This is a genomic window from Bradyrhizobium arachidis, from assembly GCF_024758505.1.
GTDB classification, from domain to species: domain Bacteria; phylum Pseudomonadota; class Alphaproteobacteria; order Rhizobiales; family Xanthobacteraceae; genus Bradyrhizobium; species Bradyrhizobium manausense_C.
The window spans coordinates 5,015,024-5,040,011 of record NZ_CP077970.1; the positions used below are offsets into that span (position 1 = coordinate 5,015,024).

Genomic DNA, 24,988 nt, shown 5'->3' on the forward strand with positions numbered 1-24,988 from the left:
TCACATCCTGAACAGGCCAAACTTGGTGGGTTCAATCGGGGCGTTGGCGGCCGCCGACAGGCCGAGCCCGAGCACGAGGCGGGTGTCGGCGGGGTCGATCACGCCGTCATCCCAGAGCCGCGCGGTCGCGTAATACGGATGCCCCTGGCTTTCATACTGGTTGCGGATCGGGCTGCGGAATTTTTCTTCCTCTTCCTTCGACCAGCTATCGCCCTTGGCCTCGATATTGTCGCGCCGGACCTGGCTCAGCACCATCGAGGCCTGCTCGCCGCCCATCACGGAGATGCGCGCGTTGGGCCACATCCAGAGGAAGCGCGGTGAGTAGGCGCGCCCGCACATGCCGTAATTGCCGGCGCCATAGGAGCCACCGATCACGACCGTGAACTTTGGTACCGAGGCGGTCGCAACCGCCGTCACCAGCTTGGCGCCGTCACGCGCGATGCCGCCGGCCTCGTATTTCTTGCCGACCATGAAGCCCGTGATGTTCTGCAGGAACACCAGCGGGATGCCGCGCTGGCAGCATAGCTCGATGAAATGCGCGCCCTTCAGCGAACTCTCGCTGAACAGAATGCCGTTGTTGGCGATGATGCCGACCGGATAGCCCCAGATATGGGCAAAGCCGCAGACCAGCGTCGTGCCATAGAGCTTCTTGAACTCGTCGAACTCGGAGCCATCGACGATGCGCGCAACGATGTCGCGCACGTCAAAGGGTTTTCGTCCGTCCACGGGCACGACGCCGTAGATCTCCTCCGCCGCAAACAGCGGGTCGCGCGGCGGGTGCATGTTGAGGTTCGGCCGCGTCGGCGGCTTCAAGGTGCCGACGATGCGCCGGGCGATGCCGATCGCATGCGCGTCGTTCTGTGCGTAATGGTCGGTGACGCCGGACTGCCGCGAATGCACGTCGGCGCCGCCCAGCTCCTCCGCGCTGACGACCTCGCCGGTCGCGGCCTTCACCAGCGGCGGACCGCCGAGGAAGATGGTCCCCTGATTGCGCACGATGATGCTCTCGTCCGACATCGCCGGCACATAGGCGCCACCGGCTGTGCAGGAGCCCATGACGATGGCGATCTGCGGAATCCCCTGCGAAGACATCTGCGCCTGATTGTAGAAGATGCGGCCAAAATGCCGCTCGTCCGGAAAGATCTCATCCTGCATCGGCAGGAAAGCGCCGCCGGAATCGACCATGTAGACGCAAGGCAGATTGTTCTGCCGCGCCACGTCCTGTGCGCGCAGATGCTTCTTCACGGTCATCGGGTAGTAGGTGCCGCCCTTGATGGTGGCGTCGTTGGCGACGATGACGCATTCGCGGCCCGAGATGCGCCCGACGCCGGTGACCACGCTCGCCGAATGCACGTCGCCGCCATAAAGGCCATAAGCAGCAAGCGGCGATAGCTCCAGAAACGAGGTGCCGGGATCGACCAGGAGATCGACCCGCTCGCGCGCCAGCATCTTGCCGCGCGAGGTGTGGCGGTTGCGCGAGGCCTCGCCGCCGCCGCCGGCGACCTGGCTGAGTTTTTCGCGCAGATCGGCGACGAGCGCGCGCATGGCTTCCGCATTGCGCGCAAAATCCTGGGACGACGGATCGATACTGGAATGGAGCAGCATGTTTCCCGCGCTTCTCTCGACTTGGTGGGGATGCGGTTGAGGGATTGAAGTGCCGCGAAAGGCTTAAGCATTTCCGCGGCAATTCCAATTGCGCTGGGGCTTACGCCGTCTCCGCCATCAGCTCGCGGCCGATCAGCATGCGCCGCACCTCCGAGGTGCCCGCGCCGATCTCGTAGAGTTTGGCGTCGCACCACAGACGCCCGGTCGGAAACTCGCTGGTGTAGCCGACGCCGCCGAGCGCCTGGATCGCCTCGCCCGCCATCCACGTCGCCTTCTCGGCCGAATAGAGGATCGCGGCCGCTGCGTCCTTGCGCAGCGTCCTTGCATGGCCGCCACGGTCGCAAGCGCGTCCGACGGCGTAGACATAGGCGCGCGTGGCCTGCCAGGTCGAATACATGTCGGCGAGTTTGCCCTGCATGAGCTGGAAGTCGCCGATCGGCTGACCGAACTGCTTGCGCTCGTGCATGTAGGGCACCACCACGTCCATGCAGGCGGCCATGATGCCGAGCGGACCGCCGGACAGCACGGCGCGCTCATAGTCGAGGCCGGACATCAAAACCTTGACGCCTTCGCCGACATTGCCCAGCACGTTCTCTGCCGGCACCTCGCACTCGTCGAAGAACAAGGGATAGGTGTTGGAGCCGCGCATGCCGAGCTTGTCGAGATGCTGGCCGTGGGTGAACCCCCTGAAACCTTTCTCGATCAGGAAGGCGGTCATACCGCGCGGACCGGCCTCCGGATCAGTCTTGGCATAGACCACGAGCACGTCCGCATCGCCGCCATTGGTGATCCACATCTTGGAGCCGTTGAGCACGTAGCGGTCGCCGCGCTTGTCTGCGCGCAGCTTCATCGAGACGACGTCGGAGCCCGCACCGGGCTCGGACATCGCAAGCGCGCCGACATATTCGCCGGAGATCAGTTTTGGCAGATAGCGCTTGCGCTGCGCATCATTGCCGTTGCGGCGGATCTGGTTGACGCAGAGATTGGAATGGGCACCGTAGGACAGGCCGATCGCGGCCGAGCCGCGCGAAATCTCCTCCAGCGCCACGATATGGGCAAGATAGCCCATGTTGGAGCCGCCATACTCCTCCGGCGCGGTCATGCCGAGCAGCCCGAGGTCGCCGAACCGTTTCCAGAGGTCGGCCGGGAACAGATTGGCCTTCTCGACCTCGGCGGCGCGCGGCGCAACCTCGGCCTCCACGAAGGCGCGCACGGTGTCGCGCAGCATCGCGATGTCTTCGCCCAGATCGAAGTCGATGCTCGGGATGTTCAAGGGCTGCTCCTCCGTTTTTTATCTCCCGCCGACCCTAGTCTTAGCCCGGTATCCTGTCTGTCGAAAAGGTTGCATTTTCCGCCATACTTGGCGAAGGTTCCGCATGCCCTTCCAGGCCTCCGCAGCAACGCCCCGCCGCGCCGTCACGCCCGCCGCCTTCGTCCGGGGCGTGGTTGCGGCCTACGCCAAATATGGCGGTGACCCCACCGAGGCTCTGGCCAGGGGCCAGGTGCCGGATGCCCTCCTGACATCGGCGGACGCCCGGGTCACGGCGGCGCAGTTCGAGGCCCTGGCGGGCCACGCCATGCGCGAGCTCGACGACGAGGCGCTCGGCTGGTTCTCGCGGCGATTGCCCTGGGGCAGCTACGGCATGCTGTGCCGCGCCTCGATCACCGCGCCCAATCTCGAGGTCGCGCTCAAGCGCTGGTGCCGGCATCACCGCTATCTCACCGAGGACGTGCTGTTCCAACTCACGATCGGCGACGAGGCCGCAATCATCTCGATCCGTGAGCAGTGCGACCTCGGCCCTCTGCGCGAGTTCTGCCTGGTCACCCTGCTCCGCTATGTCCTCGGCTTCTCCTGCTGGGCCGTCGATTCCGCGATTGCGCTTCGGTCGGCGGAATTCCCGTTTCGCCAACCGGGGCATGTTTCGGTCTATCCGACCATCTTCTGCAGGGACGTGCGGTTCGACGCGGCGCGCGCAACCATCACCTTCGACAAACGCTATCTCGCGCTCCCGCTCAAACGCAGCGCCGACGACCTCGACGAGATGTTGAAGGGCGCCCTGCGCCTCACCGTACTGCCCTACCGGCGCGACCGTCTGCTGGTCGAGCGCGTCAGGCGCGTGTTGCGCAATGCGCGCGGACGCATTCTCGGTGCGGAGGATGTCGCGGCCGAACTCGCGCTGTCGACCCGCACCATGCACCGCCGCCTGCGCGAAGAGTCCACCTCCCTGCGCGCGCTGAAGGAAGAGACAAAGCTCGAGCTCGCCAAGTCGGAGCTGATGCGCGGCCGCGCGCCGATCAAGCGCATCGCCGAACTCGCGGGCTTCCGCAACGAAAAGAGTTTTTCGCGCGCCTTCCGCAACTGGACCGGGACATCGCCGCGAGACTTTCGCGGGAAAAATCGGTAATGCGATCAGCCCATCGCATCCAAGATTTTATTTTTCAGGAAGATCGTCGCGTCGTCGATGCCATCTGCCTCAGTGCCGTGGCTCTTTTCCTTTTCGAAACAACAGCGTTGCTCAGTTTGTCGCAACGGATCGCGCGTGCCCCCTGGCCCTCACGCGCGTCTGCCGCGCAACCTTGACGGGTTCCCTTTTGCCGATAAGCTGCGCGCTTTATTTGAAAGCTTTTCAGTCATGGATTTGTACGGCTGGGATTTTGCCTGCGCGTGCTCGTCTGACGCGCTGAACAAGCTGTTTGCCCTCCAGTTCAAGGCCACGCCCGCGTCACTCAATTTCGACGACGGAGCCGGCACCACCATCAACGCGCAGTTCGACGCCTGGCGTATCGTCTCCGGCGGATCCGACAAGAAGCTTCATATCGAGCTCCCCGTGAAGACCGGTACGGTTGCCACACCGCTCGCGTCCGCTGCAATTGATGGCGTGGTCATCGTTGCCGAAATCGAGCTGGCGTTCGTCCTCAACAGTTCGACGAAGACCAGCGACCTGAAGTTCAGCTTCACGTCGGTCACCTCGCAGCTGAACGATCCGAAGGCCGGCAGCATCCTGATCGTCACGGCTGATAGGGACAAGCTCCTCGCCAAGCTTCCGAGCGGCGGCGCCTTGGCGATGACACTGCATGACAATGTCCCGCTCTGCCTGATCGCGAACAACGCCAAGCTGTCCTACGTCTTCACCTCGCTCAACCTGACGCCGACCGGGGGCGGGGCCTGGTTCAAGCCGCAGAACACGACGTACATTTACGTTCAGGGCGGTACGGGATCGTCAAGCTATCTCGCGCTGCTGGGCATGATCTCCAATGCCGACACCAGCAAGCTGCCTCGCGCCATCGATCCCTCGCTCTGCGACGGCAAGAACGACGTCTGCATCGCCTTCGCCGGAGGTGTATTTCTCGAGCATGTCGTCAAGCCAAAACTGCCCGCTTGCTACGTCGGAGCAACCGCTTCGAACTTCGTCATGGTGGACATCCCGAATGTCGGCCCCATCATCGTCAATTCCGGACCGCTGACCTGCCCTCCGCTGCGCAGCGGCCTGATCGACTACACGCCGGTGCTGTCGTCCCTCGGTATCGGGATCGCCGGCGCGAACATGATGTGCTCCGGTCTCGGCGCCTTCGCCATCACCGGGCTCAAGGACTCCTCGGTGTCGTTCACCGAGACCGTCAAGTTGAAGTCCAGTTTCGACAGCGCATCCGGCAAGCTGACAATGTCGGAGGACGGCACGCCAACCTCGGACTACACCACGCATGTCCCGTGGTGGATCTACGTCGTCGCCGCACCGACCCTGCTCTTCGTGGGGCCGCTGGTGCTGATCATCGTCGACGTCGTCATCGCCTCGGTTTGCGCCGCCGTCGCCAATGCCGTCTCCAACAACACCGGCAAGCTCGATCTGAGCAACTGGTCGGCCAACGTCATCGAGTTTCCCGGCGCCAAGACCTGGGCCGTCAAGGACGCCGGGCTTTCCTCGTCTTTTTATCTGCGAAGTATGATCACGACCTAGTCCGCAACCGCGGCGGGCGGCGAACGACTTTCAACGGTTTTACGAAAACAGGAGCGTCACGTGGCGAACACACCTGCAACCATTTCCTTGGAAGGCTGGGATACGGCCAACGTGGCCAGCTTCGATGTGATCAACGCCGCGATCAAGAGCCAGGGCAAGACGCCCATAACGTTCTCCTTCGTCTCAGGCGATCCCAATTCGCAGCCGTCGGTCAGCGGCAACTGGGATGCGTGGAGCCTCGATGTCGGCGGCTCCGGACAGACCATCCAGGTGAAATGCCCGGTCAAGAACGGGTCGGCGATCTTCGCGAGCCCGATGAACACCATGCCGGGCCTCAACGGCAGCTCCGCGGGAGCGTCGCTGACGCTCGATCCCACGCGCCTCATAGTGACCAACTCAGCCACCGCGGGCGCAGTCCAGAGCATTCTCGGCGACGTCGGTCGTGCCAGCGGCAAATACTATTTCGAGGTTACGGTCGGGAAAGCGTCGGCCGGCGGCGAGATCATCGGATTTGCACCGTCGGGTGCAGCGGGGCAGGCCTTTGCTGCCGCAACGCCCGGGGCTTACGGCTATCGCAGCGACGGACAGGCGATCTCGGGCGGCGCGCCGATGGCCTTTCCTGGCGGTGCTGCGAAGACCTGGACAGCGGGAGATACGGTCGGCGTCGCCATCGACCTCGGCGCCGGCAAGATCTGGTTTCGCGCTCCGGATGGCAAATGGCAGGGCGCTGCCGGCGCCGATCCCGTGACGGGTACGAGTCCCGCGTTCACTTACACGCCGAGCGCAACGACGCTGATGTATCCGGCCGTCGCGCTGGGGGCCGGAGGCTCGCTGACGGCCAATTTCGGCCAGATGGTTCTGAAGAACCCGCCCCCCGGAGGTTTCACAATCATCGGTTCGGTGTTCACAGTCCTGCCGCTGGACGGTTTTATCGTCAAGGCTCAGATCTCGCTCACGGACGTCCGGGTCACCGGCAGCAAGACGGCGCTGATGGCGGATTCGACGAGTACGCCTGCAAGTCCGGCCGTCATGATGATCGGCCTCGTGCCGCCGACGACCAGCACGGCAACCCCGCAGCAGATCAAGCAGGCACAACTCACCTTCGACAACGTGCTGAACAACGACATCGCAAGCTTTAAGAACGTCTTCCACACCTTCGATGCCAATTCGGCGCTCGCGAAAGGCAAGCTTGCCTGGCTCAATCCCACGGACACGCAGTACGCCGTCGCGGATGCGGCGAGCACGCCGAGCACGGCGACGAGCGTCTTCGCCCTGCTCTCCATGACGGAGAATCGCGACGACTCGACGCTCACACCCCAGATCGCCCCCGCGATCCTCGACTACAAACCGACCCTACCAAACCCAAACATGCCAATCACGGCAAACTCGGTATTCGCACTGAGCGCGGAGCGGTTCACGGCGAAGATTCTGCTCGGCGTCGCGACCGCCACGCTGGTCGGCTCGACTGCAAGTGATTTCGCCTACGACAGCACGGGGCTGGTCATCAGCAATGTGAACGATCTCCCATGGCGCGAGATCAATCTCGACGACGGCTCCAAAGTGACGCCCATGGTTCCGGCGGGCGGATTCAAGATTCGAACTTTCGATCGCTACATCGAACTCGAGTTCAAGGGAGCGCATTTCGACGTCCCCGGTTGGCCGTGGCCCGGCCACAAGATCGCGACGCTCGAGTTCAAGCAGCAGGTCTTTCTCAAGCTCGCAGAGGGAACCGACGCGCAAGGCAGAACCATCCATTATTTGCTCGCCCGGAACGTCGATCCGGACAGCACCAACGCCCAGGCGATCGCCGACGACCTGCCAACCATCATCGATCCCGTCGTGAACGTCGGTTTCGACCAGACAGCAATCAATTTTCAGACTGCGATGGAGGCTGTAGCCATCGTGTTGTCAGTCCTGACCATCGGCTTGGCCGGATTTTCCGTAGCGCGCTGGGTCATCCGTAGTCAGCAATTGCAGCAGGCCGCCGCGAACGCCGTTCAAGTCGGAAACGGTGCAATTCAACTGCAGGCTTTCCCGATTTACGGACAAACCAGCTTGGCTCAGGCCGCCGCTGTCGCAGCCCCGGCCGCTGTACAAGGTGGCGGCGCCGTGGTCGCTGGCGGTGTCCTTTTCGTGACCAAGGTCGCGATCGGAACGACGGTCGCTACCGTGTTTGCAGGTCTCGTAACCGCTGCCTTCTGGACCATCTGGGGCGTTTCAACAGCCAAGGATCTGGCCGATGGCATCACCGCCAACCTTCCGGCCGACTTCACCGTCGAGGCGCTCCTGACCGAAGCCTTCCAGGCCTACGACTGGACCGGGACCGCGAACAATTGGAAGGTCGTCGACGCCCGGCTGGCGAAGAGCCTGCTGATCTACGGTGAACTCACCTGACATTCGTCCAAACGGAGAATTGGAGTTTGCCATGGGACAGGAAATCGACCTCCAGGGGTGGGACACGGCGAACGTCGTGACGCCGGATGTCCTCAATGCAGCCATTGCCGCGCAGAAGACGTCCCCCCCGACATTCGACCTGACCGAGGGGACCAACGCCATCAATGGCACCTGGGGCCCTTGGCAGCTGACGCTGGGCCGCTCGGGCTCGCTGCTCGAGTTCGCCTGTCCGATCGTCAAGGGCACCGGGATCGACAACAACGGCAAGTCGCACGACCTTGCCGGCGCCACGGTCAATATCGAGATCGCGCTCCAGGCCATCAATGATACCGCGAGCGCCTTCGCCGACAAGACGGCCGACAAGGCCACGATGCCGAAGCAGGCCAAGGTGCTGCTGGTCGACCCAACCAGCACACCGACGTCTCCGGCCGTGACCGTCATCTCCATCGTGCCGCAGTCGCTGCGCAACGATTTCTTCTTCATCTTCGGAGACTGGTTCAACGCCAACATCGCTGCATTCAAGCACATCTTCCACGCCATGATGCTGAGCGAGACGGCAGCGAAGGGCGACTTCCAGTGGCTCAAGCCGACAGATTATTCCTATGCGATGGCCGTGAGCACAAACAAGAAACTCGGCGCGTTCGCGGCCCTGTGTGCGACCGATGGTGATCCCATCAGCCTGCTCTCGCAGCAGATCGACGTCAACGTCGTCGCGAACCTTCCGGCCAGCAGCAACGCGGTGCTCGCCATCAGCGGCGAAAAGCTGATCGAGCATGTGCTCAAGCCCGGCGCGAAGGCGGTGCTGCAAGGCTCCAAGCTTGCCGACTTCGACATCATCGGCAACGGCCTCGTCGTCACCAACAACAAGGATCTCATCTGGCAGGATGTGAAGCTGGATGACGGCACGATCGTCCAGCCGCTGATCCCGAAGGGTAACTTCCGGATGCGCGTCGTCGAAGACCAGATCGAGTTGGAATTCACCGGCATGACCTTCAAGCATCCGCTGATGGTCGGCAACGACCTCGTTACCATCGGCTTTACTCAATATTACACGCTCAACCTCGGGAGAGACTCCAAAGGCAACCAGGTCCTGACGCCGAATTTCCCGACCATAACGACCTCGACCGGCGTCGTCACGGCGCAGATCGTCGACAAGCCGACTATCAGCGTGACGCCGGACCAGTCGGCCCAGGATTTCGATCGCGCCATGCTCATCGTCACCATCGCGTTTTCGATCCTTCCAGCTGCCAGGGGGCTCTACAAAGCGGGCCAAGGCATATGGAAGCTCGGTTCGGCGATCGCCGCGAAAGTCGCGCAAACCGCGGGAACGGGCGCCGAGCTTGCTCTCTCAACGGACGAAGCCGCGCAAATGTCGAGCCTGGCCATCTCCGGATCGGACAATCTGGCGGCGGCCGCCGCGATGTCTGCCAACCTGCCCGCGGATGCGAGGCTTGCCACCCTCGTCAACAGGTTGACGTTCGGAAGCGGGATCATCTCGGTAATCTCCGGGATCGCGATGGGCATCAACAAGCTCGACCAGAATGGGGACTGGAAGCTGGACGACGTGCCGGCGATTGATCAATTCATGGCCAACGTGCTCGGCGCCTCGAAATGGCCGGGGGCGGACAACTGGACGCTGAACGGCGTCGAACTGGCCCAAAGCCTCCTGCTCTACGGCAGGCTCGACGTGAAATAGCATCCCGGTCGGGAGGACGACATGAACGCTGCCGCGCAGGCCACGACGACGCCGACCTTCGGCTGGGACACCGTGTTCGCGATCCCGGTCGAACGGGTCAACAAGGCGATTGCGTCGAACAAGGCCTCGCCGACCAAGCTCGACTACAAGAGCACGGCCGCCAGCGCCTTCCACATGCAGGCCGATTTTGGCGACTGGCAGGTCATCCCGGAGGGGGACGGCCCCATCGTGCGCATGGCGCTGCCGATGAAGAATCTGACCGGCAGTTATGTCGACACCAAGGGACAGAGCCACAGCTTCACCTGTGCCGAGCTCGTCGGCGTGATCGAGGTGAAGCTGAATTTCCTGCCGCACGACGGCATCACGCCGCTCTATGACGCCGACGGCAAGCCGCTCCCACCGCCGCCGACCGGTACCACGCGGCAACTCCTGCTCACACGCATCGTGAGCAACGATCCGAGCGATCCGGTCGTTACTTTCGTCACGATGACCTTCACCAAGCCGCTCTCGTTGATCGCAACGAAGACCAGCATCGAAGCGGCCTTTCTGGAATGGTGCGGGGACAATCTCCAGGATTTCGCGCACGTCTTCGCGGTCGTCGACCTCAACGACAAGATGGCAACGGGCAAGTGGGCCTTCTGCAAGCCGCACGTGACGAACTACGCCGTCGTCGACAAGATCGACAAGAGCTCGGCCTATCTCGGCATTCTCTGCATGACGTCCAGCGATCCGGTCCCCGCCCAGCAGCAGATCAGCGCGTTCGTGATACCGGACAAATGCTCCGCCTCGTTCCTTATCAGCTCCCGCCGCATGCTCGAGGACATCGCCAAGCCGTCGATGACGAGCGTGTGGCCGAAACTCGATCCGAACGATCTGGAGGTCGATTCATCGGGCCAGGTGCTCTCGCTCAAATCCGGCGTGTCCGTGACGCTTCCGGACATCGCCACCAAGCAGGGCGACACCTACACGCCAGAGATGACGAGCTTCTCTCTGGAAATCATGGGGGACGAGATGAAGATCGACACCCACATCGAAGTCGAGGTGTCGCTTGGAATCTACGCGACCTGCACCTCGACCTACTACTACAAGATCAGCCTGGGCACGAACGGCAATAACGAGCCGGCGCTGGTCTATACGCAATCGCGACCGCCGGTGAAGACGCAGGGGTCGCGCGCGAGTCCGGGAATCGTGATCCTTCAGACCATCCTGACGATCATCGCGATCGTGCTCGCCATCCTGATGCTGGCTGTCGACCCCGCGATTTCGCTGGTCATCAGCGTCGTCCTCGTCGGCATCGCGGTCGGCCAATACGAGATCAAGAACATCCAGATATCCAAAAGCGGTGATGCACCGGGCCTCGGCGATCTCCGTGACAATTTCACCGCTCCGATCGTTTGGACCGACACCAAGGACTTTACACTGAAGAGCGTGGGAATGAGCGAGTCCCTGCGGCTCGGGGGCGAATGGAATAACTGACGGCGACCAACGCCGCGAGACTACTGCTTCGAAGCAGTCCAGCGTCCCGTGCAGCCGTCGGATCGCGTGAACGAACCGGAGCCGCTGCGGCCGGAGAAGCGGCCGGAGCTGTGCCAGCTTATGCCCCCTCCCGAGCCGCCGCTCGTTGTCGCGCCGCTCGGGCTGACCTGGCCGGAGCTCAATTCGCCGCTGATGCGGCCACTTGATATCACGAACGTTTCCCTGCTGGTGCCGCAAGGCGTGCCCGTTGCAACCGCGACCCACGTGCCGTCGAAACTACCGCCGCCACCCTCGCTGCCACCCTTAACTTCACCCTTGCCTTCCCCCTTGCGCGACGCCCGCAGTTGGTCCGCCTCCGGCTTGCTCGTTCGCGCCGGCTTGGCCGGCTCAACCGTCCGCGGCGGCTCCCGCGAGCCGGACAGGGTCTTGTCGCTGTTGCCGATGCTGCCACCCGCGCTGCCCGACTGGGCACGCGCGTTATCCGGCAAGGTGATGAGGGCAAGCGCGGCAGAAAGGAGTGCAGCTTTGACGGCATGCCCGACGGTGCATCGCATATCAAATCACTCCCAATGACGGGCATCGCAGTTCGCGATGAAATATGCGGATAGAGTTGCCGGTCCCGTTTTGGGCGTCAAGCCGACGTTGGACCACGCCTAGCCAGCGCCCTGCCCGACCCGCATTCCAGCCGACGGGATCTCCTGCACCGGCAACGGCACGTCCTTTGCGACTCCCAGCACCGGGAAGCTGCGCACGTTCTTCACGTTCGGCAGCGCCGCGAAATGCAGGAGCTGCTGGCGCATGCTCTCCACACTCGGCGCCACGCATTTGAGGAGATAGTCGGTATCACCCGAGATGCGCCAGCACTGCTGGATGCGGGGCACGGTCGCAATCGAGGTTTCGAAGGCTTCCAGCACGGGCTGGGCCTGACTGCCGAGCTGGATGGCGACGAAGGACACGACCTCGTAGCCGAGGAGCCGCTCGTCGATGACGGCGCGAACCGCCTTGACCACGCCGCGCCTGAACAGGGATTTCAGCCGCCGCACGCAATTGGGCGCGGAGACGCCGACGCGCAGCGCCAGCTCGTTGTTGCGGACGCGGCCGTCCGCCTGGAGCTCGGACAATATCCTCAGATCGACGCTATCGAGCTGGTCGCGCTCGGCCATGGCCACCTCGTCACGGTCCCGTCATGCCTGGGACAGCGAAGCATGCGGCGGAATCACTGCCAAGGCCCGGCAGGGCCTATCGCAGGTGCGTCCAAGCCCATCCGTACGTGAGTTAGTGCGTCCAGGGCTCGCCGCGGCGGAAGGAGAAATTGTCGGCATAGGCGACGGGACGGCGGACCGACTCCTGAGGCTCGATCACCTGGTAGGCAATACCCTTCCGCTCGCAATAGGCGACCGCTTCGTCCTTGCTGTGGAAGCGCAGCGTGATCTGCTGCTTCATGTCGCCGGACGAGGTCCAGCCCATCAGCGGCTCGACCGCACGCGGCTGCTCCGGCTCGTAATCGAGCTGCCATTCCCGGGTTTTGGACTTCCCCGATTGCATCGCGTTCTTGGCGGGCTTGAAAATGCGCGCGGTCATTGGATGGCCGGATCCTTTAAGATTGTTTGCCTAAACCTGTGCGTCACCGAGGCAGTTGGTGGAAAGCGCCGGGATAGTATAGAGACACCTTTCGGGAATTTGATCGGTGATTCCGCGATCCCTTGGGTTACGTTGCCGATGGGTATAGTCATTATGCCGCGCCGTGACAATCTCATGCCCCGCCTTCCCCAGGCTGGGAGCCTGCATCCCAGGCCACGGCCGATCCACCGACGCTCGTGTTCTCCGGTCTCCTCTTCGAAAGCTCCCGTCGAATGACCTTCCTGAACATCAACGCAACGCTCCCCGAAAAAGGCCGCGACCTCAGGCTCGACCTGTTTCGTGGCATCGCGAACTGGGCGATCTTCCTCGACCACATCCCCGACAATGTCGTGAACTGGATCACGACGCGCAACTACGGCTTTTCCGACGCCGCCGACCTGTTCGTCTTCATCTCCGGCTACACCGCCTCCTTCGTCTATGCGCGGATGATGCTGGAGCGCGGCTTCGTCGTCGGCGCCACACGGCTGACCAAGCGGGTCTGGCAGCTCTACGTCGCCCACATCATCCTGTTCGTGATCTACATCGCATCGATCAGCTATCTGGCGCTGCGCTTCGGCGATTCCGAGATGATCAACGAGTTCAACGTCGCCGGCCTCGTCGACAACGCCACGGAGACGCTGCGGCAGGGCCTGTTCCTGCGCTTCAAGCCGCTCAATCTCGACGTGCTGCCGCTCTACATCGTGCTGATGGGACTGTTTCCGCCGGTGCTGTGGTTCATGCTCCGCAAGCCGGACGTGACGATGGTGCTGTCCATCGTGCTGTGGCTCGCTGCGCGGCAGTTCGGCTGGAACCTGACGGCCTATCCTGCCGGACAGTGGTACTTCAACCCCTATTGCTGGCAGGTGCTGTTCGTGTTCGGCGCCTGGTGTGCGATGGGCGGCGCGCGGCGTTCGGGGGCGCTGATCAACTCGCCGATCACGCTGTGGTTCTGTCTCGGCTATCTCCTGTTCGCGCTGATCATGACCATGGCCGGCCGCTTCCCCACCTTCGGCGGCATGTTCCCGCAATGGCTGTTCTCGGCCTTCAACCCGAACGACAAGACCAACCTCGCCCCCTACCGCTTCCTCCACTTCGTCGTGATCGTGATCCTGGTGATCCGCTTCGTGCCGAAGGACTGGCCAGGCCTGGAGTGGAAAGTGTTCGATCCCGTGATCGTTTGCGGACAGCAGTCGCTTGCCGTGTTCTGCGTCGGCGTGTTCCTGTCCTTCGTCGGCCATTTCGAATTGTCGCTGAGCTCGGGCTCACTGATGGCGCAGATCCTCATCAGCATCGCCGGCATCGCGATCATGACGACGGTCGCCTATTACATCTCTTGGTCGAAGCGGCAGGACAAACCGCTGAAGCCGCCCGCGAAGGCTCCGGCGGCCCCGGCAGCCGGGTAAGGGATCGCGGATATCTCCTGTTCAAGCGGGTGCGGCGGTTGCCGGTGCACCCGTTCGCTTTTTAGGACTGTTCTCGCAAAAAATGCGCGAGGCCGATCAGGCCGCCTCGCCGTCGCTGTATTCGACGAACTTCTTGTAGATCCAGTTGCGGCCGTCATGACGGCGCCAGACCCTGCCGTACACCAATTGCCCGTTGATCGACCGCCGCGGCACGATCACGGTCCATAAATGCCAAATCTCCGCCCAACTGGCGCGCGGATTGAGGTTTCGGATAGAGCGATCGAAAGCCATGGTGCGTCACTCGCAACAAACGAAGCACCGCGGCGAATGTGATCTTGTGTGAGCCTCGTCGTTGGGCAGAGCGCCGCGTGTCGTGTCGATCTGATAACAATCGCCAGGTCGACCGCAACAACGGCCCGCGCTTAACCTAACCGATCAACCTTACTTGTGATCGAGATTTCCGCCGCACCTGTTGAAGCGAGCGCGCGTCTCTTCTAAAATGCGTGCACGATTTGAGTAAGCGCGCATCGCGTCACGTTTTCGAACTGAAATTGAATTTTGCAAAGACGTACTGTCCGGGTTGAAACACCCATGAAATTGCAATGTACATATTTGCGCTTGGCCGTTGTTTCGCCGCCGCGCACAGCGCCTGCGAAGCCGGATGCTCCGAAACCTGTAACAGCCGCCAACGACAACCATATCGCTTGGCCGCTGTTTCCGTTTCCGGACGGCTGGTACGCCTCGGGCTAAGACGCATCAAAATGCGCGACGCCGCCGAGCGGAGTATCTTCGCTTGGCGGCGTCGGTTTATATGCTGGGCCCTGAAATCCCCCAGCACACATGAGTCTGCCGGCCGGACCAAAGGTTCGATGAAGCTTTGGTAATCTCGCGCGGCACGCGATGAAGACCGCTCGCAGCCGCGCGAAAAATCACGCTTAAGGCGAGCGACGCAAGCAGCGTATATTTGTGGTTGGGTTGGGTTGGTCGGGGCAGCTGGATTCGAACCAACGACCTGCAGTACCCAAAACTGCCGCGCTACCAGGCTGCGCTATACCCCGAATGTCCAAGAGGCCCCGTCGATACACGCTTCACGGGCCGCCAGCAAGGCAGCAATCGACGCCGAATTGGCCTCTATTTGCCGCCGAATAGCGGGTGCGCCACGCGGTCGCCGGGCCGGATGCCATATTTCTGCGCCGTCCCGCCCGGCACCTCCAGCACGGCCTTGGCCAGTCCTCCGGACGGAATGATCTTGGTCGACATCGGCTCGGTGTTTTCGGCAATCCGCAGGATCCGCCCGTCGGCGCGGATGAAGATCATGTCGAGCGGGATGTAGGTGTTTTTCATCCACATCGTCACTTCCTGCTCGGGTGAGAAGTCGAACAGCATGCCCTTCCCGTCCGCGAGCTCCTTCCGGTACATCAGGCCGGTCTGCTTCTCCTCCTCGGTGGTCGCCATCTCCACGGCGAACACTTGCACGCCGCTCTTGGTGACGATTTCGAGGGGCTGGAAATTGGCTGCCTGCACCGCGCCCGCGACGGCAAAGGCCGCAGCGACGAGGACAGCAGCAAACCATCCCCGGGCAAGGGACCAGGCGGGATTTCGGGCAGGACTCATGGGACGGTACTCATCGCCAGCGGCGTAACGGGATTGGAACTCATCCTAACCCGGCGATCATGGCAAATGCCAGACGGCCGGAACGGCCGTCTGGGGGTATGAGCGCTCACGATTGCTGGAGGTTCTGGCGCAGTCGATCCGTCAGTGGGACGACAGCCCCGGCGATCCCGTCTCGGGATGGATCTCGGCCGCCATCATGCCCTTGGAGCCCGGCCCAAAGCGGACCAGCACATATTGGCCGGGCCGCAGTTCGGTCATACCGAAGCGGCGCAGCGTCTCCATGTGCACGAAAATGTCCGGCGTGCCCTCCCCGCAGGTCAGGAAGCCGAAGCCACGCAGCCGGTTGAACCACTTGACCTGGGCCCGCTCGAGCCCCGAGGTCGGCGTCACCGTGACATGGGTGCGCGGCGGCAGCATCTGCGCCGGGTGGATCGCGGTGGACTCGTCCATCGAGACCACGCGGAAGGCCTGGTAGCCCTTGGCGCGCTGCACGCACTCGACGACGATCCGGGCCCCCTCATAGGCGGTCTGGAAGCCGTCGCGCCTGAGCACAGTAACGTGCAGGAGCACGTCGGCCCAGCCATTGTCGGGAACGATGAAGCCGTACCCCTTCGAGGCATCGAACCATTTGATGACGCCGGTTACCTCGACGAGGTTGGCGCTGGCTTCACCAAGACCCGTGAAGGGGTTGAGCGCCGGATCGCGCCCGGCATTTCCGAGCTCACCCGGGGCAAGGCGCCCGGGGCCAGTACCCCCAGGCGCGGGAACTCCGACCTTCTTGGACTCAAATCCGTCCGACGACCCCATAACCCCGGACCCCACACATCCATCGCAAGCCGTCGCTGTGACGGTGCCGAATCACGCGTCCGATCGAGAACTTCTCACCGCGACGCCACACGAATCTCTTAATCAAAAGATAACACTCCCGGTTGCGGCGCATAGACAAAAAAGAGATTCGCCGGAACCTATGAACAGCTTGCACAGCCGCGAATCAAACTCACGTCAGTTGCCTACGAAAGGACCAAGCGTCTCGCCTATATCGTGACGGATCACGAGGTCGGCGATGTCGTCCTGGTCGGTCGGCTCGCGATTGATGATCACGAGCCGCGCCCCGCAATTCTTGGCCATCATCGGAAAACCTGCCGCCGGCCACACCACCAGCGAGGAACCGATAGCGATGAAGAGGTCGCAAGCTTGCGACAGCTCTGTGGCGCGCTGCATCGCATCCTCCGGCATCGCCTGGCCGAACGACACGGTCGCCGTCTTCACCGGCTCGGCGCATTCCGTGCAGTCGGGCGCGGTGCCGTCTTCGTCGAAGCGCCGTTTCACCCAGTCGAGCCGGTAGGTCGCGCCGCAGCCGATGCAGCGCGCGTAAGTGGTATTGCCGTGGAGTTCGATGACGTGGTCGGCCGCAAAGCCTGAATTTTGATGCAGATTGTCGATGTTCTGGGTGATGACGGCGGGCACCTTGCCGGCGCGGTAGAGCGAGGCCAGCGCGCGGTGCCCGCGGCCGGGCTTGGCCGCGGCAAAGGTCTCCTCCATCGCGAAGCGCCGCCGCCAGGCCTCGTCGCGCGCGTCCTGACTCGCGACAAATTCGTCGAACGGGATCGGGCGGTTACGCGTCCACACCCCGCCCGGCGAACGGAAGTCGGGAATGCCGCATTCGGTCGAGATGCCGGCACCAGTGAAGGGAACGATAGTCTTCGCCGCTGCGATCATGTCGCCAAGTCGCTCAACGCCGCTGCGAAGATCCGATGCAATCATGGCCACGCCACCCCTGTCGACGATGCCATCTATAACACGTCCGGTATCGGATGCGGCCAGCTGCGCCTGGTTGGCTGATTTGGTGGTGGTGATTTGCGGTCCGGCTAGCGGCAAGACGTATGAGCGACAAGTATGTTGCCACTCTTTTCCACCGTGATTGCGAAGCGTGACTGGGAAATTTTTTCCGCCCTTCGCAGATCACAATCCTGCGCTGCATCGTCCCCATTGACGCCCCAATCGAAGTCACCAATGGATGTCGCAAGATTCGACTCGACGCGCTGCTTCGGCGACGCGGGGGGAGTCGGTGGTAAAGGGCCGGTAGTCGTAAAGAAAGGGATGGGCATGACCGAAGAAGAACAGCGCAAAGCACGCGAGCGAGACGAAATCGCCGCACGTGTCGCAGCCTTCCGTGCCACGCAGGAAAAGTTCAAGCGCGAGCGCGAAGAGTACTTCGTGTCCACGCTGGAGAATGCCCGCAAGGTGGATCGGCCATCGCTTTGGCCGTGATCGCCTCATGCGATCGAACAAGCAAAAGCCCGGAGCAACGCTCCGGGCTTTCGTTTTGTGGGCGACTATCCGCTACCAGTGTCGATAGTAATGATGCCGGTAGTAGCGCGGGCCGCCGTAATAAGCGTACGGACCCGGGCCGTAATAGGCAGGCCCGTAGTAGCTCGGGCCGTAATAGTAACCCGGTCCGTAGTAGGGCTGCGATGCCGCGATCGCGCCCGCGGTGATCGCGCCGGCCGCGAGGCCGAACGCAAGGCCCGGTCCGATGCCGCGGCCGCCCGCCTGCGCCGGCGGAGCAAGCGCGGTGGCACTCACCGCGACAACGGTGCCCAGAACCGCCAATGTCTTTCTCATCGCAATCCTCCATCGCTGATTGCCGGGTCAACGTTCGCCAGCCGCGATGGTTCGCCGCGGGAACCGCGACGATTTTCTGAAAAATCATTCCGATGACAGGGAACGAAGGGGTCCGTGCCCGGTTGGCATCACAAGTGCGGGAGCCTCCGTCATCCGGTCGAGGCGACAGCATGAGACCCCGTCAGCACCGCAAATGGTGCTGGCGGGGTTTTCAATTTCATGACGCGGCGGCAGCAGCCGGCGCGTGCTGCCAATGGGGAGGGATTTGGAGAGGTCCGATGCCGATTTCCGCATTGCTGGCGCGCATCCGCAAGCTCATCCCCACCCGGAATGACGATCACTACGAGGAAATCGTCCGCGGTTTCAGCCTCGGCACGTTGCATCCGCCCCAGGGACCGATGAGCGATCGGGAACTCGCCCGCGCCATCGCCGATTTCCTGAAAGACGCGCCCTCGGCGGAATCGGTCGGCAATTTCGGCCGGCGGCTCGACCCCTCGTCCCGTCTTTGAGAAGGCGCACCTAAGCGGGAACCAGAATGCAACTTCTGCGTTAGTTCCCTTCTTCCCGGAAGTAGGGGCGTGCCATGCCCGTCTGGCTGGAAATGTTGCTCAATGTCGGCGGCCTCGCCGGCTTCCTGGCGCTCGCCGCGCGCAGCAGCGCGCGCGACCGGTCGACCGACGATCGCGTGAGCAGCAACAAACCCTAAAGCATGATCCGGAACAGTGCGCAGCGGTTTTCCCTCGCGACAAATGCGGAACGCGTTTGCGCGGAGATCATGCTCAAACAAGGAGCTAAAGCGCGATGACAATTTTCAACCTCAAACCAACGCGTTTTAGTGCGCGCGCGGCGCCTGTCCTGCGGTACGGACGAGCTTGTCGGCCTTCACCAGGACGCGCGTCTCCTCCACCTGCGGCCGCAGCGAGAAACTGATTAGAACGAAAGCCAGGCAGAACAGCATGCCGACGAGCGCGACGCGCTGGTAGGTCCGTCGATCGGCCTGATAAAATGATGGTGCTGAAAACGGTGTCATGATTGTTGTTATTTGTGTTGGCCCTGTACGCCACGCACACCTATCGCAACCCGCCGCAACTGCAACGCGATCCGGCTTTTAACCTAACCGAGTAGGATTACCCGGGTTCGCGAAAGTATTGGTTAGGCTTTGCCACGCCCCCCGCGAACGCGAACTCCTCGAGAATCGGGCAAAGGTCGCTGTACCTCAGGCACCGGCACCAGCGGCCCGCTTGGCCGTTGCGCGAGACCAATGCGCCTGCTGCCGTCGAGGTCGAATAATGTTCTGCGTCTGACTCCATTTCGTTCTCAAAGAACGAATCGGAATCTTGGAAATCAGCACGAAGCGAATCTTAACAAATCACGCATCCGCTCCGATCTGAACGCGCTTTCATTCGACGTGCAGCGTGCGGGGCTCACGCCGCCCGTTTCGACGTACCTCGCTCGCCAAACATCTCGAGAATCTGAATGCGTATCTCTTCAGCGGCCGGTCCTTCGACCTTCCGCAGACGATTCCAAAGCCGGATCAGTTCGCGCTGTTTCTCGACGTCCATGAGCCATCCTCCCTGGGATTGCCCATTAGAACAAACGAAGAACGAAAATGCAAGTGTTGTGAGAATGAATACCCGTCTGTATGTGCAAACGAAGCAGGATTTGGGAATGGCCTATTTCATTTATGCCCGCGACGGCGCGGGGCTGGTAGTCCTCAGAAGGGAAACGCGGGAGGCGGCCGAGAAGAAGGCCGCTGAGCTGCGTGAAGCCGGCTGGTTCGAAGTTTCGATCGTCGAGCAGAAGCCCAAATAAGTCCCGCTCCCCGCGGAACGATATCGGCCGACCCACGTTGAAGTAGAAATAGCGACATGAGTGGTGCCGACCCCCCAGCCCCGGTCGGCTTTGAAGAACCCCGCGCCCTGCTGCGTGGGGTTTTTCTTTGTCACGATATCTGCCGATCCGCTAAAGGCCAATCCAGGCAAATGGCACGCGGCCTACTCTTCGCTGGACGCGCCTGACAGCGCAGCAGCCACGATTTCAATAGAACGGCGATCACTCATTGCGCCCCTCCATTTTGGTTTTCATTTTTGCAACGATGATAAATCTGGCCTCCAACCTCGATGGTGTCCGTCGATAGAGACTTGAGCGTAAGCGTGTCCTTCGTGCGCCCGTCATCTGCGAAGCTGAACCCGGAAGCCCTCAGCGACCCATCCTTTAGTTTGGCCAGGCGCTTGACGTCGAAGCCGTGTTCGTAAAACAAGACGGCTTGCGGCTCGATCGTCATCCCCAGCTCGCTCGCCTGTGCACGACAGGCAGAGGGGTCAGATGCCCACGCTCCCAACATCTCTTTCGGAAGTGAGGCCGCTTCGACTGAGCGAACAGAGACAATCAAAAAGACGAAAGCGAATAATCTCATCATAGCCGAACTATAGCCCAAATCTCCGCTTCGGACTTCCGAAGATACTCAGGCAATTTTGGGGATGTCTCATGAATTCTGCCGTGCAGCTCGCCTGACTCTTTTCGCGCGCAAACCCCTGCCCCCTGATGAAATTTGCTGCTATTTCTTGCCCCTGGACCACCTCAACCAAAACCATCCCACAAAACAACAGGGAGCCCCGACCATGCGTTACCTCCACACCATGCTGCGCGTGCGCAACCTCGATGTCGCGCTGAAATTCTATCAGGATGCGCTGGGGCTGAAGGAGGTGCGGCGGATCGAGAACGACAAGGGCCGCTTCACACTGGTCTTCCTGTGCTCCGCGGACGACCTCGACGCCCTGAAGAACCAGCCGAAGACACGCGGCGCGCCGCTGGTCGAGCTCACCTACAATTGGGACGAGGAGAAGTACGGCGAGGACCGCTTCTTCGGCCATCTCGCCTACGAGGTCGACGACATCTACGCGACCTGCGAGAAGTTGATGAAGGCCGGCGTCACCATCAACCGTCCGCCGCGCGACGGCAACATGGCGTTCGTCCGCTCGCCCGACCTGCACTCGATCGAGCTGTTGCAGAAGGGCGATCCGAAGCCGCCGCAGGAACCGTGGCTCTCGATGCCCAACACCGGCCACTGGTAGGGCTTGTGCGCGAGGCAGTCGAGCGGAACAGCTATTCGCTGTTCCGCATCGCGCTCTCGCTCGGCGACACACCGAAACCCTGATCCACGCGGCCCAGCGCTCAGGAACAAGCCACTTTCACCAGCGTTCACCCCTCGCAAGCAATTGGAGGAGGAAACGATGGGACGCGGAATTCTGCTGTGGTTGCTCGGCGTACCTATCCCGGTGATCATTTTGCTGTGGCTGTTCCTGGGCCACTGATCAAACCGCAAGGTTTTACCGACATAAAAAAGCTCCGCCGGCGGCGGAGCTTTCTGCATGAGGGGCATCAGCGCAATCGCGTCGCACTTCGCACCGATTTCCGCTATCACCGCCGAAACATGACGGCGGGAGGGATCACGTGCCGGACGACGAGCAGCCGCAACTGACGATCTGGGGACGCGCCAATTCGGTCAACGTGCAGAAGGTGCTGTGGTGCCTCACCGAGCTCGACCTGCCCTTCACGCGCATCGACGCCGGCATGCAGTATGGCCGCACGCGCGAGGCGGACTACCTCGCGATGAATCCGAACGCGCGGATCCCGACGCTGGTCGAGGGCGATTTCGTGCTGTGGGAATCCAATTCCATCATGCGCTATCTCTGCCTCGCCCATGGCCGCGGCACGCCGATCTATCCGTCCGCGCCGAAGCAACGCGCCGCCGTCGACCGCTGGCTCGACTGGACGCTGTCGACGCTGCAGCCGGTCGATCGCCCCGTGTTCTGGGGATTGGTGCGCACGCCGCCCGAGCAGCGCGACATGGTGCAGCTCCAAAAGGATACCGACACGGCAGCCGAGATCTGGCAAGTGCTCGATCGCCAGCTTGCAACCCACCGTTATGTCGAAGGCGACGACTTCACCATCGCCGACATCGCGCTGGGCGCCTATGCGCGCCGTTGGCTCGGCGTTGAAGGCATCGTCCGCCCCACCTTGTCCCATCTCGACCGCTGGTTCGCGCAGTTCGCCGGCCGCCCGGGATTTGCGACCTACGTCGCGCCGCCGATGTCCTAGAGCATGATCCGGAAAAGTGTGCAGCGGTTTTCCCTCGCGACAAACGCGGAATGTGTTTGCGCGGAGATCATGCTCAAACAAAAGAGCTTAGGCGCGGTGACGATTCAACCTGAAGCGATCGCGCCTTAGCGGCTCAGTGCCAACCACGCTCGGCCAGCACGATCCAGGCGACCAGCGCGAGCGTGACAGCGGCAGCGATAAGTCGCCTCGTCCAGCTCATGCCGCGGCCGACCCACCATAGCAATGCACAATAGGTGAGGAAGGGAATGACGATGTCGGGCTGGAGCAGGTTGCTCGGCATTCGAGGCTAGCGCCGGATGGAGGTGCCGACCCCGACGTCGATGGAGCCGCCGACCTTCACGCAGCTCCCGGTGCTCTCGACCCTGACGAAGCCCGGACCATAGGCGCTGCAAGGATTGCTGCCGCTCGTGCCTTTGAGCGGCAAGATCTTGGTCGTCGACGGCGAGGCGACGGGCGCCGTCCGCGGCAATGTTTCGGCGTGAGCCGACGCGATGGCGAATAATCCGATGAGGATGACGAGAGGTGCGCGCATCCGGCCTTGTAGCGTGCCTGCCCGCCGGTTTCCATCCGGCGCGGCCTGCGCGGATGTCAGATGAATTTGATCCCGGCCGACTTGCCGCGCCGCCACACCACCTGGCAGCGCTGGCCGGTGCGCGCATCGCGCGAAAATGCCATCCTGATCACGCCGGGCAACTGGCTCGCATCCTCGTCAAGCGTGATGCGCGCGCCGGACTTGGAGATGTCCTGCACCAGGCAGTGCCGCGCGGCAAAGCCACCCTCGAGCGTAATCCAGGCATGCTGGGACAGGAGCTTGCGCGCGTCCCGCTTCTTGGTCAGAGCCATCGGTTGAAAAATCTCCTGCTCCAGCGCTACCGCAGGGAACCCTAACAAACCGTTGAATTTGCCTCCGAACTTTCCCGGGGACGGGGCTGCCCACAGCCGCAAAACTCCGTTCCCGAACGGCTTGCCCCCTCGCCCAAAGGCCACTATACGTTCGGCCGCTGCTGGCCCCCGGGCACGACTCGATTGGGCCACGGCACGGCGCAGTTTAGCTCCCTTCGTCTATCGGTTAGGACGCCACCCTTTCACGGTGGAGAGAGCGGTTCGATTCCGCTAGGGAGCGCCAAAATTCCCAAGACATCTTTGATTTGGTTTCGCTTTTCGGCGATCTGGCAACCTTGGGTCCGACGGGACTATCGTCCCGGCAGATTTACCCGGGATGCCGCGTTTTGGGCCAATGGACGCTCAAGACGCGCGGTTGAGGAAGATCGGCAGCCCCCGCTTGTTGGAATAGAGAGGACGGTAGCGCTCCGTGTTGTATGTGCTGGCGACGTCCAATACGCGCGGCCCGAGCCTGGCGTCGGGGATGGGCACCAGGTCGTAACGTCCCTCGACCAGCGCCGACATGAGGCCGGTCTTGCCTTCCAGAATCGCATCGTAGGCCATGTTACCGAAAGTCAGGGCGACGAGCTTGTCGATGAAGTCAGGATCGCCCGATCGCAGATCGTAGGTGAGATCAGAGACGATAGTCTCCTCGCCGGCGCGCTGCTTGATCTCTTCGGCAAGCGCTTCGGCAACGCTCGTCCTTTTGCGGTGACCGTAGGCGTCAGGCTCGCCGTATTCCTGCATCTTGTAGCCCTCCCACTCGGCGCCTTCGCTGAGCACGATCAGCGCGTAGTTGCTTGGGTTGGCGCGCTTTTCCTCACGCAGCAACTCGATCAGCTTATCAAGATTGACTTTGTACTCCGGTATCACGCATCGGATCGAGGTTGCGTATGCAGTATAGAGTGCCGTAAATCCGGCATCGCGGCCAAAGATGCGGAAAATTCCAACTCGCTCGTGTGAGCCGACAGTGGTGCGCTGCCGCTGGATGGCGTCGCTGGCGCGGGTGATCGCGGTCGAGAAGCCGATGCAGTACTCGGTGTTGCGGACATCGTTGTCCATCGTCTTCGGGATGGCGATGATCTTGACGCCGAGTCCACTGAGCTTGTCCGCATAGCTGAGCGTGTCGTCGCCGCCGATGGCGATCAGGTGATCGATGCCGAGGCCGGAGAGGTTCGCCAGTACCTGGCCGGTGAGGTCCCAGGTCTTGGTTGAGATACCGCCCTTGGCACTCTCCGAGACTGGCAGGTCTTGGCCGACGAGATGATCGGGCAGCTTTTTCATTTTTGAAGGATTGGTGCGGCTCGAGTGCAGCACGGTCCCGCCGCGCCGGTCGATGATGCGCGTATTTTCGCGATTGAGTGGGATGAGGTAGTGGGATTTGCTGGCGGGGTCGTCGAGGTTCAGATGCGTGAGGGCCTCCCAACCGCGGCGGAGCCCGACGACTTCGATGTCGTCCTCGCTGCCGCGATAAGTCACGGTCTTGATGATTGCATTGAGGCCGGGGACGTCGCCGCCGCCGGTGAGAATGCCGATGCGTTTTCTCGCCACGCCCACCTCCTGGTACTCGCATGTCGCAATAGCGCCCGTGACGC

29 protein-coding genes and 2 tRNA genes are annotated in these 24,988 nt (G+C 62.2%); 13 read left to right on the forward strand and 18 right to left on the reverse strand.

Annotation, left to right across the window (positions count from 1 at the left end):
• Positions 1-1,605 (reverse strand): carboxyl transferase domain-containing protein, encoded by a 1,605-nt coding sequence (locus KUF59_RS23140; RefSeq protein ID WP_212459919.1) that lies wholly within the window; start codon positions 1,603-1,605, stop codon positions 1-3.
• A gap of 100 nt (positions 1,606-1,705) precedes the next feature.
• On the reverse strand, positions 1,706-2,833 hold the full coding sequence (locus tag KUF59_RS23145) for an isovaleryl-CoA dehydrogenase (RefSeq protein WP_283844310.1): 1,128 nt from the start codon (positions 2,831-2,833) through the stop codon (positions 1,706-1,708).
• Between the two features lie 148 nt (positions 2,834-2,981).
• Here KUF59_RS23145 and KUF59_RS23150 point away from each other — a divergent pair, with 148 nt between their 5' ends.
• The 5 genes from KUF59_RS23150 to KUF59_RS23170 all read left to right on the forward strand — a co-directional run bounded on the left by KUF59_RS23150 (position 2,982) and on the right by KUF59_RS23170 (position 11,127).
• Positions 2,982-4,010, forward strand: a complete 1,029-nt coding sequence (locus KUF59_RS23150) for an AraC family transcriptional regulator (protein WP_212459917.1) — start codon at positions 2,982-2,984, stop codon at positions 4,008-4,010.
• 228 nt (positions 4,011-4,238) lie between these two features.
• A complete protein-coding gene (locus KUF59_RS23155; RefSeq protein WP_258767189.1) occupies positions 4,239-5,561 on the forward strand; it encodes a TULIP family P47-like protein in 1,323 nt (440 codons plus the stop codon).
• Between the two features lie 60 nt (positions 5,562-5,621).
• Positions 5,622-7,955 (forward strand): TULIP family P47-like protein, encoded by a 2,334-nt coding sequence (locus tag KUF59_RS23160; protein WP_258767190.1) that lies wholly within the window; start codon positions 5,622-5,624, stop codon positions 7,953-7,955.
• Positions 7,956-7,986: 31 nt separating this feature from the next.
• The gene (locus tag KUF59_RS23165) at positions 7,987-9,651 is read left to right on the forward strand and encodes a TULIP family P47-like protein (protein ID WP_212459913.1); all 1,665 of its coding nucleotides are present in this window, start codon (positions 7,987-7,989) and stop codon (positions 9,649-9,651) included.
• 21 nt (positions 9,652-9,672) lie between these two features.
• The gene (locus KUF59_RS23170) at positions 9,673-11,127 is read left to right on the forward strand and encodes a TULIP family P47-like protein (RefSeq protein ID WP_212459912.1); all 1,455 of its coding nucleotides are present in this window, start codon (positions 9,673-9,675) and stop codon (positions 11,125-11,127) included.
• 20 nt (positions 11,128-11,147) lie between these two features.
• On the opposite strand, the gene KUF59_RS23175 is transcribed toward KUF59_RS23170, so the two are convergent.
• From KUF59_RS23175 to KUF59_RS23185, 3 genes are all read right to left on the reverse strand, one after another.
• Positions 11,148-11,681, reverse strand: a complete 534-nt coding sequence (locus KUF59_RS23175; protein WP_212459911.1) for a hypothetical protein — start codon at positions 11,679-11,681, stop codon at positions 11,148-11,150.
• Positions 11,682-11,780: 99 nt separating this feature from the next.
• Positions 11,781-12,290, reverse strand: coding sequence for an Lrp/AsnC family transcriptional regulator (locus KUF59_RS23180; RefSeq protein WP_212459910.1), 510 nt, complete (start codon positions 12,288-12,290; stop codon positions 11,781-11,783).
• A 112-nt stretch (positions 12,291-12,402) separates the two neighbouring features.
• Positions 12,403-12,708 carry an ETC complex I subunit gene (locus tag KUF59_RS23185; protein WP_212407828.1) on the reverse strand — a complete coding sequence of 102 codons (306 nt, stop codon included), beginning with the start codon at positions 12,706-12,708 and terminating at the stop codon, positions 12,403-12,405.
• Between the two features lie 272 nt (positions 12,709-12,980).
• Between KUF59_RS23185 and KUF59_RS23190 the strand changes: the two genes are divergently transcribed.
• On the forward strand, positions 12,981-14,150 hold the full coding sequence (locus KUF59_RS23190; protein WP_212459909.1) for an OpgC domain-containing protein: 1,170 nt from the start codon (positions 12,981-12,983) through the stop codon (positions 14,148-14,150).
• Positions 14,151-14,246: 96 nt separating this feature from the next.
• On the opposite strand, the gene KUF59_RS23195 is transcribed toward KUF59_RS23190, so the two are convergent.
• The 5 genes from KUF59_RS23195 to KUF59_RS23215 all read right to left on the reverse strand — a co-directional run bounded on the left by KUF59_RS23195 (position 14,247) and on the right by KUF59_RS23215 (position 17,528).
• Entirely contained in the window at positions 14,247-14,441 is a 195-nt protein-coding gene (locus KUF59_RS23195) for a hypothetical protein (RefSeq protein WP_212459908.1), read from the reverse strand.
• 690 nt (positions 14,442-15,131) lie between these two features.
• A tRNA-Pro gene (locus KUF59_RS23200) sits at positions 15,132-15,208 on the reverse strand.
• A 73-nt stretch (positions 15,209-15,281) separates the two neighbouring features.
• The gene (locus tag KUF59_RS23205) at positions 15,282-15,764 is read right to left on the reverse strand and encodes a DUF192 domain-containing protein (RefSeq protein ID WP_212459907.1); all 483 of its coding nucleotides are present in this window, start codon (positions 15,762-15,764) and stop codon (positions 15,282-15,284) included.
• 141 nt (positions 15,765-15,905) lie between these two features.
• Complete coding sequence (locus KUF59_RS23210; RefSeq protein ID WP_212459906.1) at positions 15,906-16,571, reverse strand: cold-shock protein; 666 nt, start codon at positions 16,569-16,571, stop codon at positions 15,906-15,908.
• A gap of 195 nt (positions 16,572-16,766) precedes the next feature.
• Positions 16,767-17,528 (reverse strand): SIR2 family NAD-dependent protein deacylase, encoded by a 762-nt coding sequence (locus tag KUF59_RS23215; protein ID WP_212459905.1) that lies wholly within the window; start codon positions 17,526-17,528, stop codon positions 16,767-16,769.
• 342 nt (positions 17,529-17,870) lie between these two features.
• Here KUF59_RS23215 and KUF59_RS23220 point away from each other — a divergent pair, with 342 nt between their 5' ends.
• Positions 17,871-18,035, forward strand: coding sequence for a hypothetical protein (locus KUF59_RS23220; RefSeq protein WP_212459904.1), 165 nt, complete (start codon positions 17,871-17,873; stop codon positions 18,033-18,035).
• Between the two features lie 72 nt (positions 18,036-18,107).
• On the opposite strand, the gene KUF59_RS23225 is transcribed toward KUF59_RS23220, so the two are convergent.
• Positions 18,108-18,389, reverse strand: coding sequence for a hypothetical protein (locus KUF59_RS23225; protein WP_212459903.1), 282 nt, complete (start codon positions 18,387-18,389; stop codon positions 18,108-18,110).
• A gap of 278 nt (positions 18,390-18,667) precedes the next feature.
• Between KUF59_RS23225 and KUF59_RS23230 the strand changes: the two genes are divergently transcribed.
• Positions 18,668-18,898: a hypothetical protein gene (locus KUF59_RS23230; protein ID WP_212459902.1), complete on the forward strand. Its 231-nt coding sequence runs from the start codon at positions 18,668-18,670 to the stop codon at positions 18,896-18,898.
• Positions 18,899-18,972: 74 nt separating this feature from the next.
• Positions 18,973-19,095, forward strand: a complete 123-nt coding sequence (locus KUF59_RS23235; protein ID WP_258767191.1) for a hypothetical protein — start codon at positions 18,973-18,975, stop codon at positions 19,093-19,095.
• Positions 19,096-19,221: 126 nt separating this feature from the next.
• Here KUF59_RS23235 and KUF59_RS23240 read toward each other — a convergent pair whose 3' ends face one another.
• Positions 19,222-19,419 carry a hypothetical protein gene (locus tag KUF59_RS23240; RefSeq protein WP_212459901.1) on the reverse strand — a complete coding sequence of 66 codons (198 nt, stop codon included), beginning with the start codon at positions 19,417-19,419 and terminating at the stop codon, positions 19,222-19,224.
• 394 nt (positions 19,420-19,813) lie between these two features.
• Positions 19,814-19,951: a hypothetical protein gene (locus KUF59_RS23245; protein WP_212459900.1), complete on the reverse strand. Its 138-nt coding sequence runs from the start codon at positions 19,949-19,951 to the stop codon at positions 19,814-19,816.
• Positions 19,952-20,057: 106 nt separating this feature from the next.
• On the opposite strand from KUF59_RS23245, the gene KUF59_RS23250 reads away from it, so the two are divergent.
• Entirely contained in the window at positions 20,058-20,201 is a 144-nt protein-coding gene (locus KUF59_RS23250; RefSeq protein WP_212459899.1) for a hypothetical protein, read from the forward strand.
• Positions 20,202-20,445: 244 nt separating this feature from the next.
• Here the strand turns inward: KUF59_RS23250 and KUF59_RS23255 are convergent, their stop codons facing one another.
• The gene (locus KUF59_RS23255; protein ID WP_212459898.1) at positions 20,446-20,673 is read right to left on the reverse strand and encodes a hypothetical protein; all 228 of its coding nucleotides are present in this window, start codon (positions 20,671-20,673) and stop codon (positions 20,446-20,448) included.
• A 337-nt stretch (positions 20,674-21,010) separates the two neighbouring features.
• Here KUF59_RS23255 and KUF59_RS23260 point away from each other — a divergent pair, with 337 nt between their 5' ends.
• Together KUF59_RS23260 and KUF59_RS23265 are read left to right on the forward strand one after the other, a co-directional pair.
• Positions 21,011-21,463, forward strand: a complete 453-nt coding sequence (locus KUF59_RS23260; protein WP_212403612.1) for a VOC family protein — start codon at positions 21,011-21,013, stop codon at positions 21,461-21,463.
• A gap of 379 nt (positions 21,464-21,842) precedes the next feature.
• Positions 21,843-22,490 (forward strand): glutathione S-transferase family protein, encoded by a 648-nt coding sequence (locus KUF59_RS23265; RefSeq protein WP_212459897.1) that lies wholly within the window; start codon positions 21,843-21,845, stop codon positions 22,488-22,490.
• Between the two features lie 133 nt (positions 22,491-22,623).
• On the opposite strand, the gene KUF59_RS23270 is transcribed toward KUF59_RS23265, so the two are convergent.
• From KUF59_RS23270 to KUF59_RS23280, 3 genes are read right to left on the reverse strand one after another with little or no spacing between them, the layout of a single operon-like run.
• The gene (locus KUF59_RS23270; protein WP_212459896.1) at positions 22,624-22,791 is read right to left on the reverse strand and encodes a hypothetical protein; all 168 of its coding nucleotides are present in this window, start codon (positions 22,789-22,791) and stop codon (positions 22,624-22,626) included.
• 6 nt (positions 22,792-22,797) lie between these two features.
• A complete protein-coding gene (locus KUF59_RS23275; RefSeq protein WP_212459895.1) occupies positions 22,798-23,043 on the reverse strand; it encodes a hypothetical protein in 246 nt (81 codons plus the stop codon).
• Between the two features lie 56 nt (positions 23,044-23,099).
• Positions 23,100-23,354, reverse strand: coding sequence for a PilZ domain-containing protein (locus tag KUF59_RS23280; RefSeq protein WP_212459894.1), 255 nt, complete (start codon positions 23,352-23,354; stop codon positions 23,100-23,102).
• A gap of 208 nt (positions 23,355-23,562) precedes the next feature.
• On the opposite strand from KUF59_RS23280, the gene KUF59_RS23285 reads away from it, so the two are divergent.
• Positions 23,563-23,637 (forward strand) — tRNA-Glu (locus tag KUF59_RS23285).
• 119 nt (positions 23,638-23,756) lie between these two features.
• On the opposite strand, the gene KUF59_RS23290 is transcribed toward KUF59_RS23285, so the two are convergent.
• Positions 23,757-24,944, reverse strand: a complete 1,188-nt coding sequence (locus KUF59_RS23290; protein WP_258767192.1) for a 6-phosphofructokinase — start codon at positions 24,942-24,944, stop codon at positions 23,757-23,759.
• Between the last annotated feature and the right edge of the window lie 44 nt (positions 24,945-24,988).

Bases quoted from the DNA above. Each gene is read 5' to 3' on its own strand.
- KUF59_RS23165 (WP_212459913.1), top strand. From the start codon at position 7,987: ATGGGACAGGAAATCGACCTCCAGGGGTGGGACACGGCGAACGTCGTG.
- KUF59_RS23175 (WP_212459911.1), bottom strand. From the start codon at position 11,681: ATGCGATGCACCGTCGGGCATGCCGTCAAAGCTGCACTCCTTTCTGCC.
- KUF59_RS23240 (WP_212459901.1), bottom strand. From the start codon at position 19,419: ATGACACCGTTTTCAGCACCATCATTTTATCAGGCCGATCGACGGACC.
- KUF59_RS23195 (WP_212459908.1), bottom strand. From the start codon at position 14,441: ATGGCTTTCGATCGCTCTATCCGAAACCTCAATCCGCGCGCCAGTTGG.
- KUF59_RS23155 (WP_258767189.1), top strand. From the start codon at position 4,239: ATGGATTTGTACGGCTGGGATTTTGCCTGCGCGTGCTCGTCTGACGCG.
- KUF59_RS23280 (WP_212459894.1), bottom strand. From the start codon at position 23,354: ATGGCTCTGACCAAGAAGCGGGACGCGCGCAAGCTCCTGTCCCAGCAT.
- KUF59_RS23150 (WP_212459917.1), top strand. From the start codon at position 2,982: ATGCCCTTCCAGGCCTCCGCAGCAACGCCCCGCCGCGCCGTCACGCCC.
- KUF59_RS23230 (WP_212459902.1), top strand. From the start codon at position 18,668: ATGCCGATTTCCGCATTGCTGGCGCGCATCCGCAAGCTCATCCCCACC.
- KUF59_RS23235 (WP_258767191.1), top strand. From the start codon at position 18,973: ATGCCCGTCTGGCTGGAAATGTTGCTCAATGTCGGCGGCCTCGCCGGC.
- KUF59_RS23245 (WP_212459900.1), bottom strand. From the start codon at position 19,951: ATGGACGTCGAGAAACAGCGCGAACTGATCCGGCTTTGGAATCGTCTG.
- KUF59_RS23185 (WP_212407828.1), bottom strand. From the start codon at position 12,708: ATGACCGCGCGCATTTTCAAGCCCGCCAAGAACGCGATGCAATCGGGG.
- KUF59_RS23225 (WP_212459903.1), bottom strand. From the start codon at position 18,389: ATGAGAAAGACATTGGCGGTTCTGGGCACCGTTGTCGCGGTGAGTGCC.
- KUF59_RS23220 (WP_212459904.1), top strand. From the start codon at position 17,871: ATGACCGAAGAAGAACAGCGCAAAGCACGCGAGCGAGACGAAATCGCC.
- KUF59_RS23145 (WP_283844310.1), bottom strand. From the start codon at position 2,833: ATGCTGCGCGACACCGTGCGCGCCTTCGTGGAGGCCGAGGTTGCGCCG.
- KUF59_RS23205 (WP_212459907.1), bottom strand. From the start codon at position 15,764: ATGAGTCCTGCCCGAAATCCCGCCTGGTCCCTTGCCCGGGGATGGTTT.
- KUF59_RS23180 (WP_212459910.1), bottom strand. From the start codon at position 12,290: ATGGCCGAGCGCGACCAGCTCGATAGCGTCGATCTGAGGATATTGTCC.
- KUF59_RS23190 (WP_212459909.1), top strand. From the start codon at position 12,981: ATGACCTTCCTGAACATCAACGCAACGCTCCCCGAAAAAGGCCGCGAC.
- KUF59_RS23275 (WP_212459895.1), bottom strand. From the start codon at position 23,043: ATGCGCGCACCTCTCGTCATCCTCATCGGATTATTCGCCATCGCGTCG.
- KUF59_RS23170 (WP_212459912.1), top strand. From the start codon at position 9,673: ATGAACGCTGCCGCGCAGGCCACGACGACGCCGACCTTCGGCTGGGAC.
- KUF59_RS23215 (WP_212459905.1), bottom strand. From the start codon at position 17,528: ATGATTGCATCGGATCTTCGCAGCGGCGTTGAGCGACTTGGCGACATG.
- KUF59_RS23260 (WP_212403612.1), top strand. From the start codon at position 21,011: ATGCGTTACCTCCACACCATGCTGCGCGTGCGCAACCTCGATGTCGCG.
- KUF59_RS23270 (WP_212459896.1), bottom strand. From the start codon at position 22,791: ATGCCGAGCAACCTGCTCCAGCCCGACATCGTCATTCCCTTCCTCACC.
- KUF59_RS23250 (WP_212459899.1), top strand. From the start codon at position 20,058: ATGGCCTATTTCATTTATGCCCGCGACGGCGCGGGGCTGGTAGTCCTC.
- KUF59_RS23210 (WP_212459906.1), bottom strand. From the start codon at position 16,571: ATGGGGTCGTCGGACGGATTTGAGTCCAAGAAGGTCGGAGTTCCCGCG.
- KUF59_RS23140 (WP_212459919.1), bottom strand. From the start codon at position 1,605: ATGCTGCTCCATTCCAGTATCGATCCGTCGTCCCAGGATTTTGCGCGC.
- KUF59_RS23255 (WP_212459898.1), bottom strand. From the start codon at position 20,673: ATGACGATCGAGCCGCAAGCCGTCTTGTTTTACGAACACGGCTTCGAC.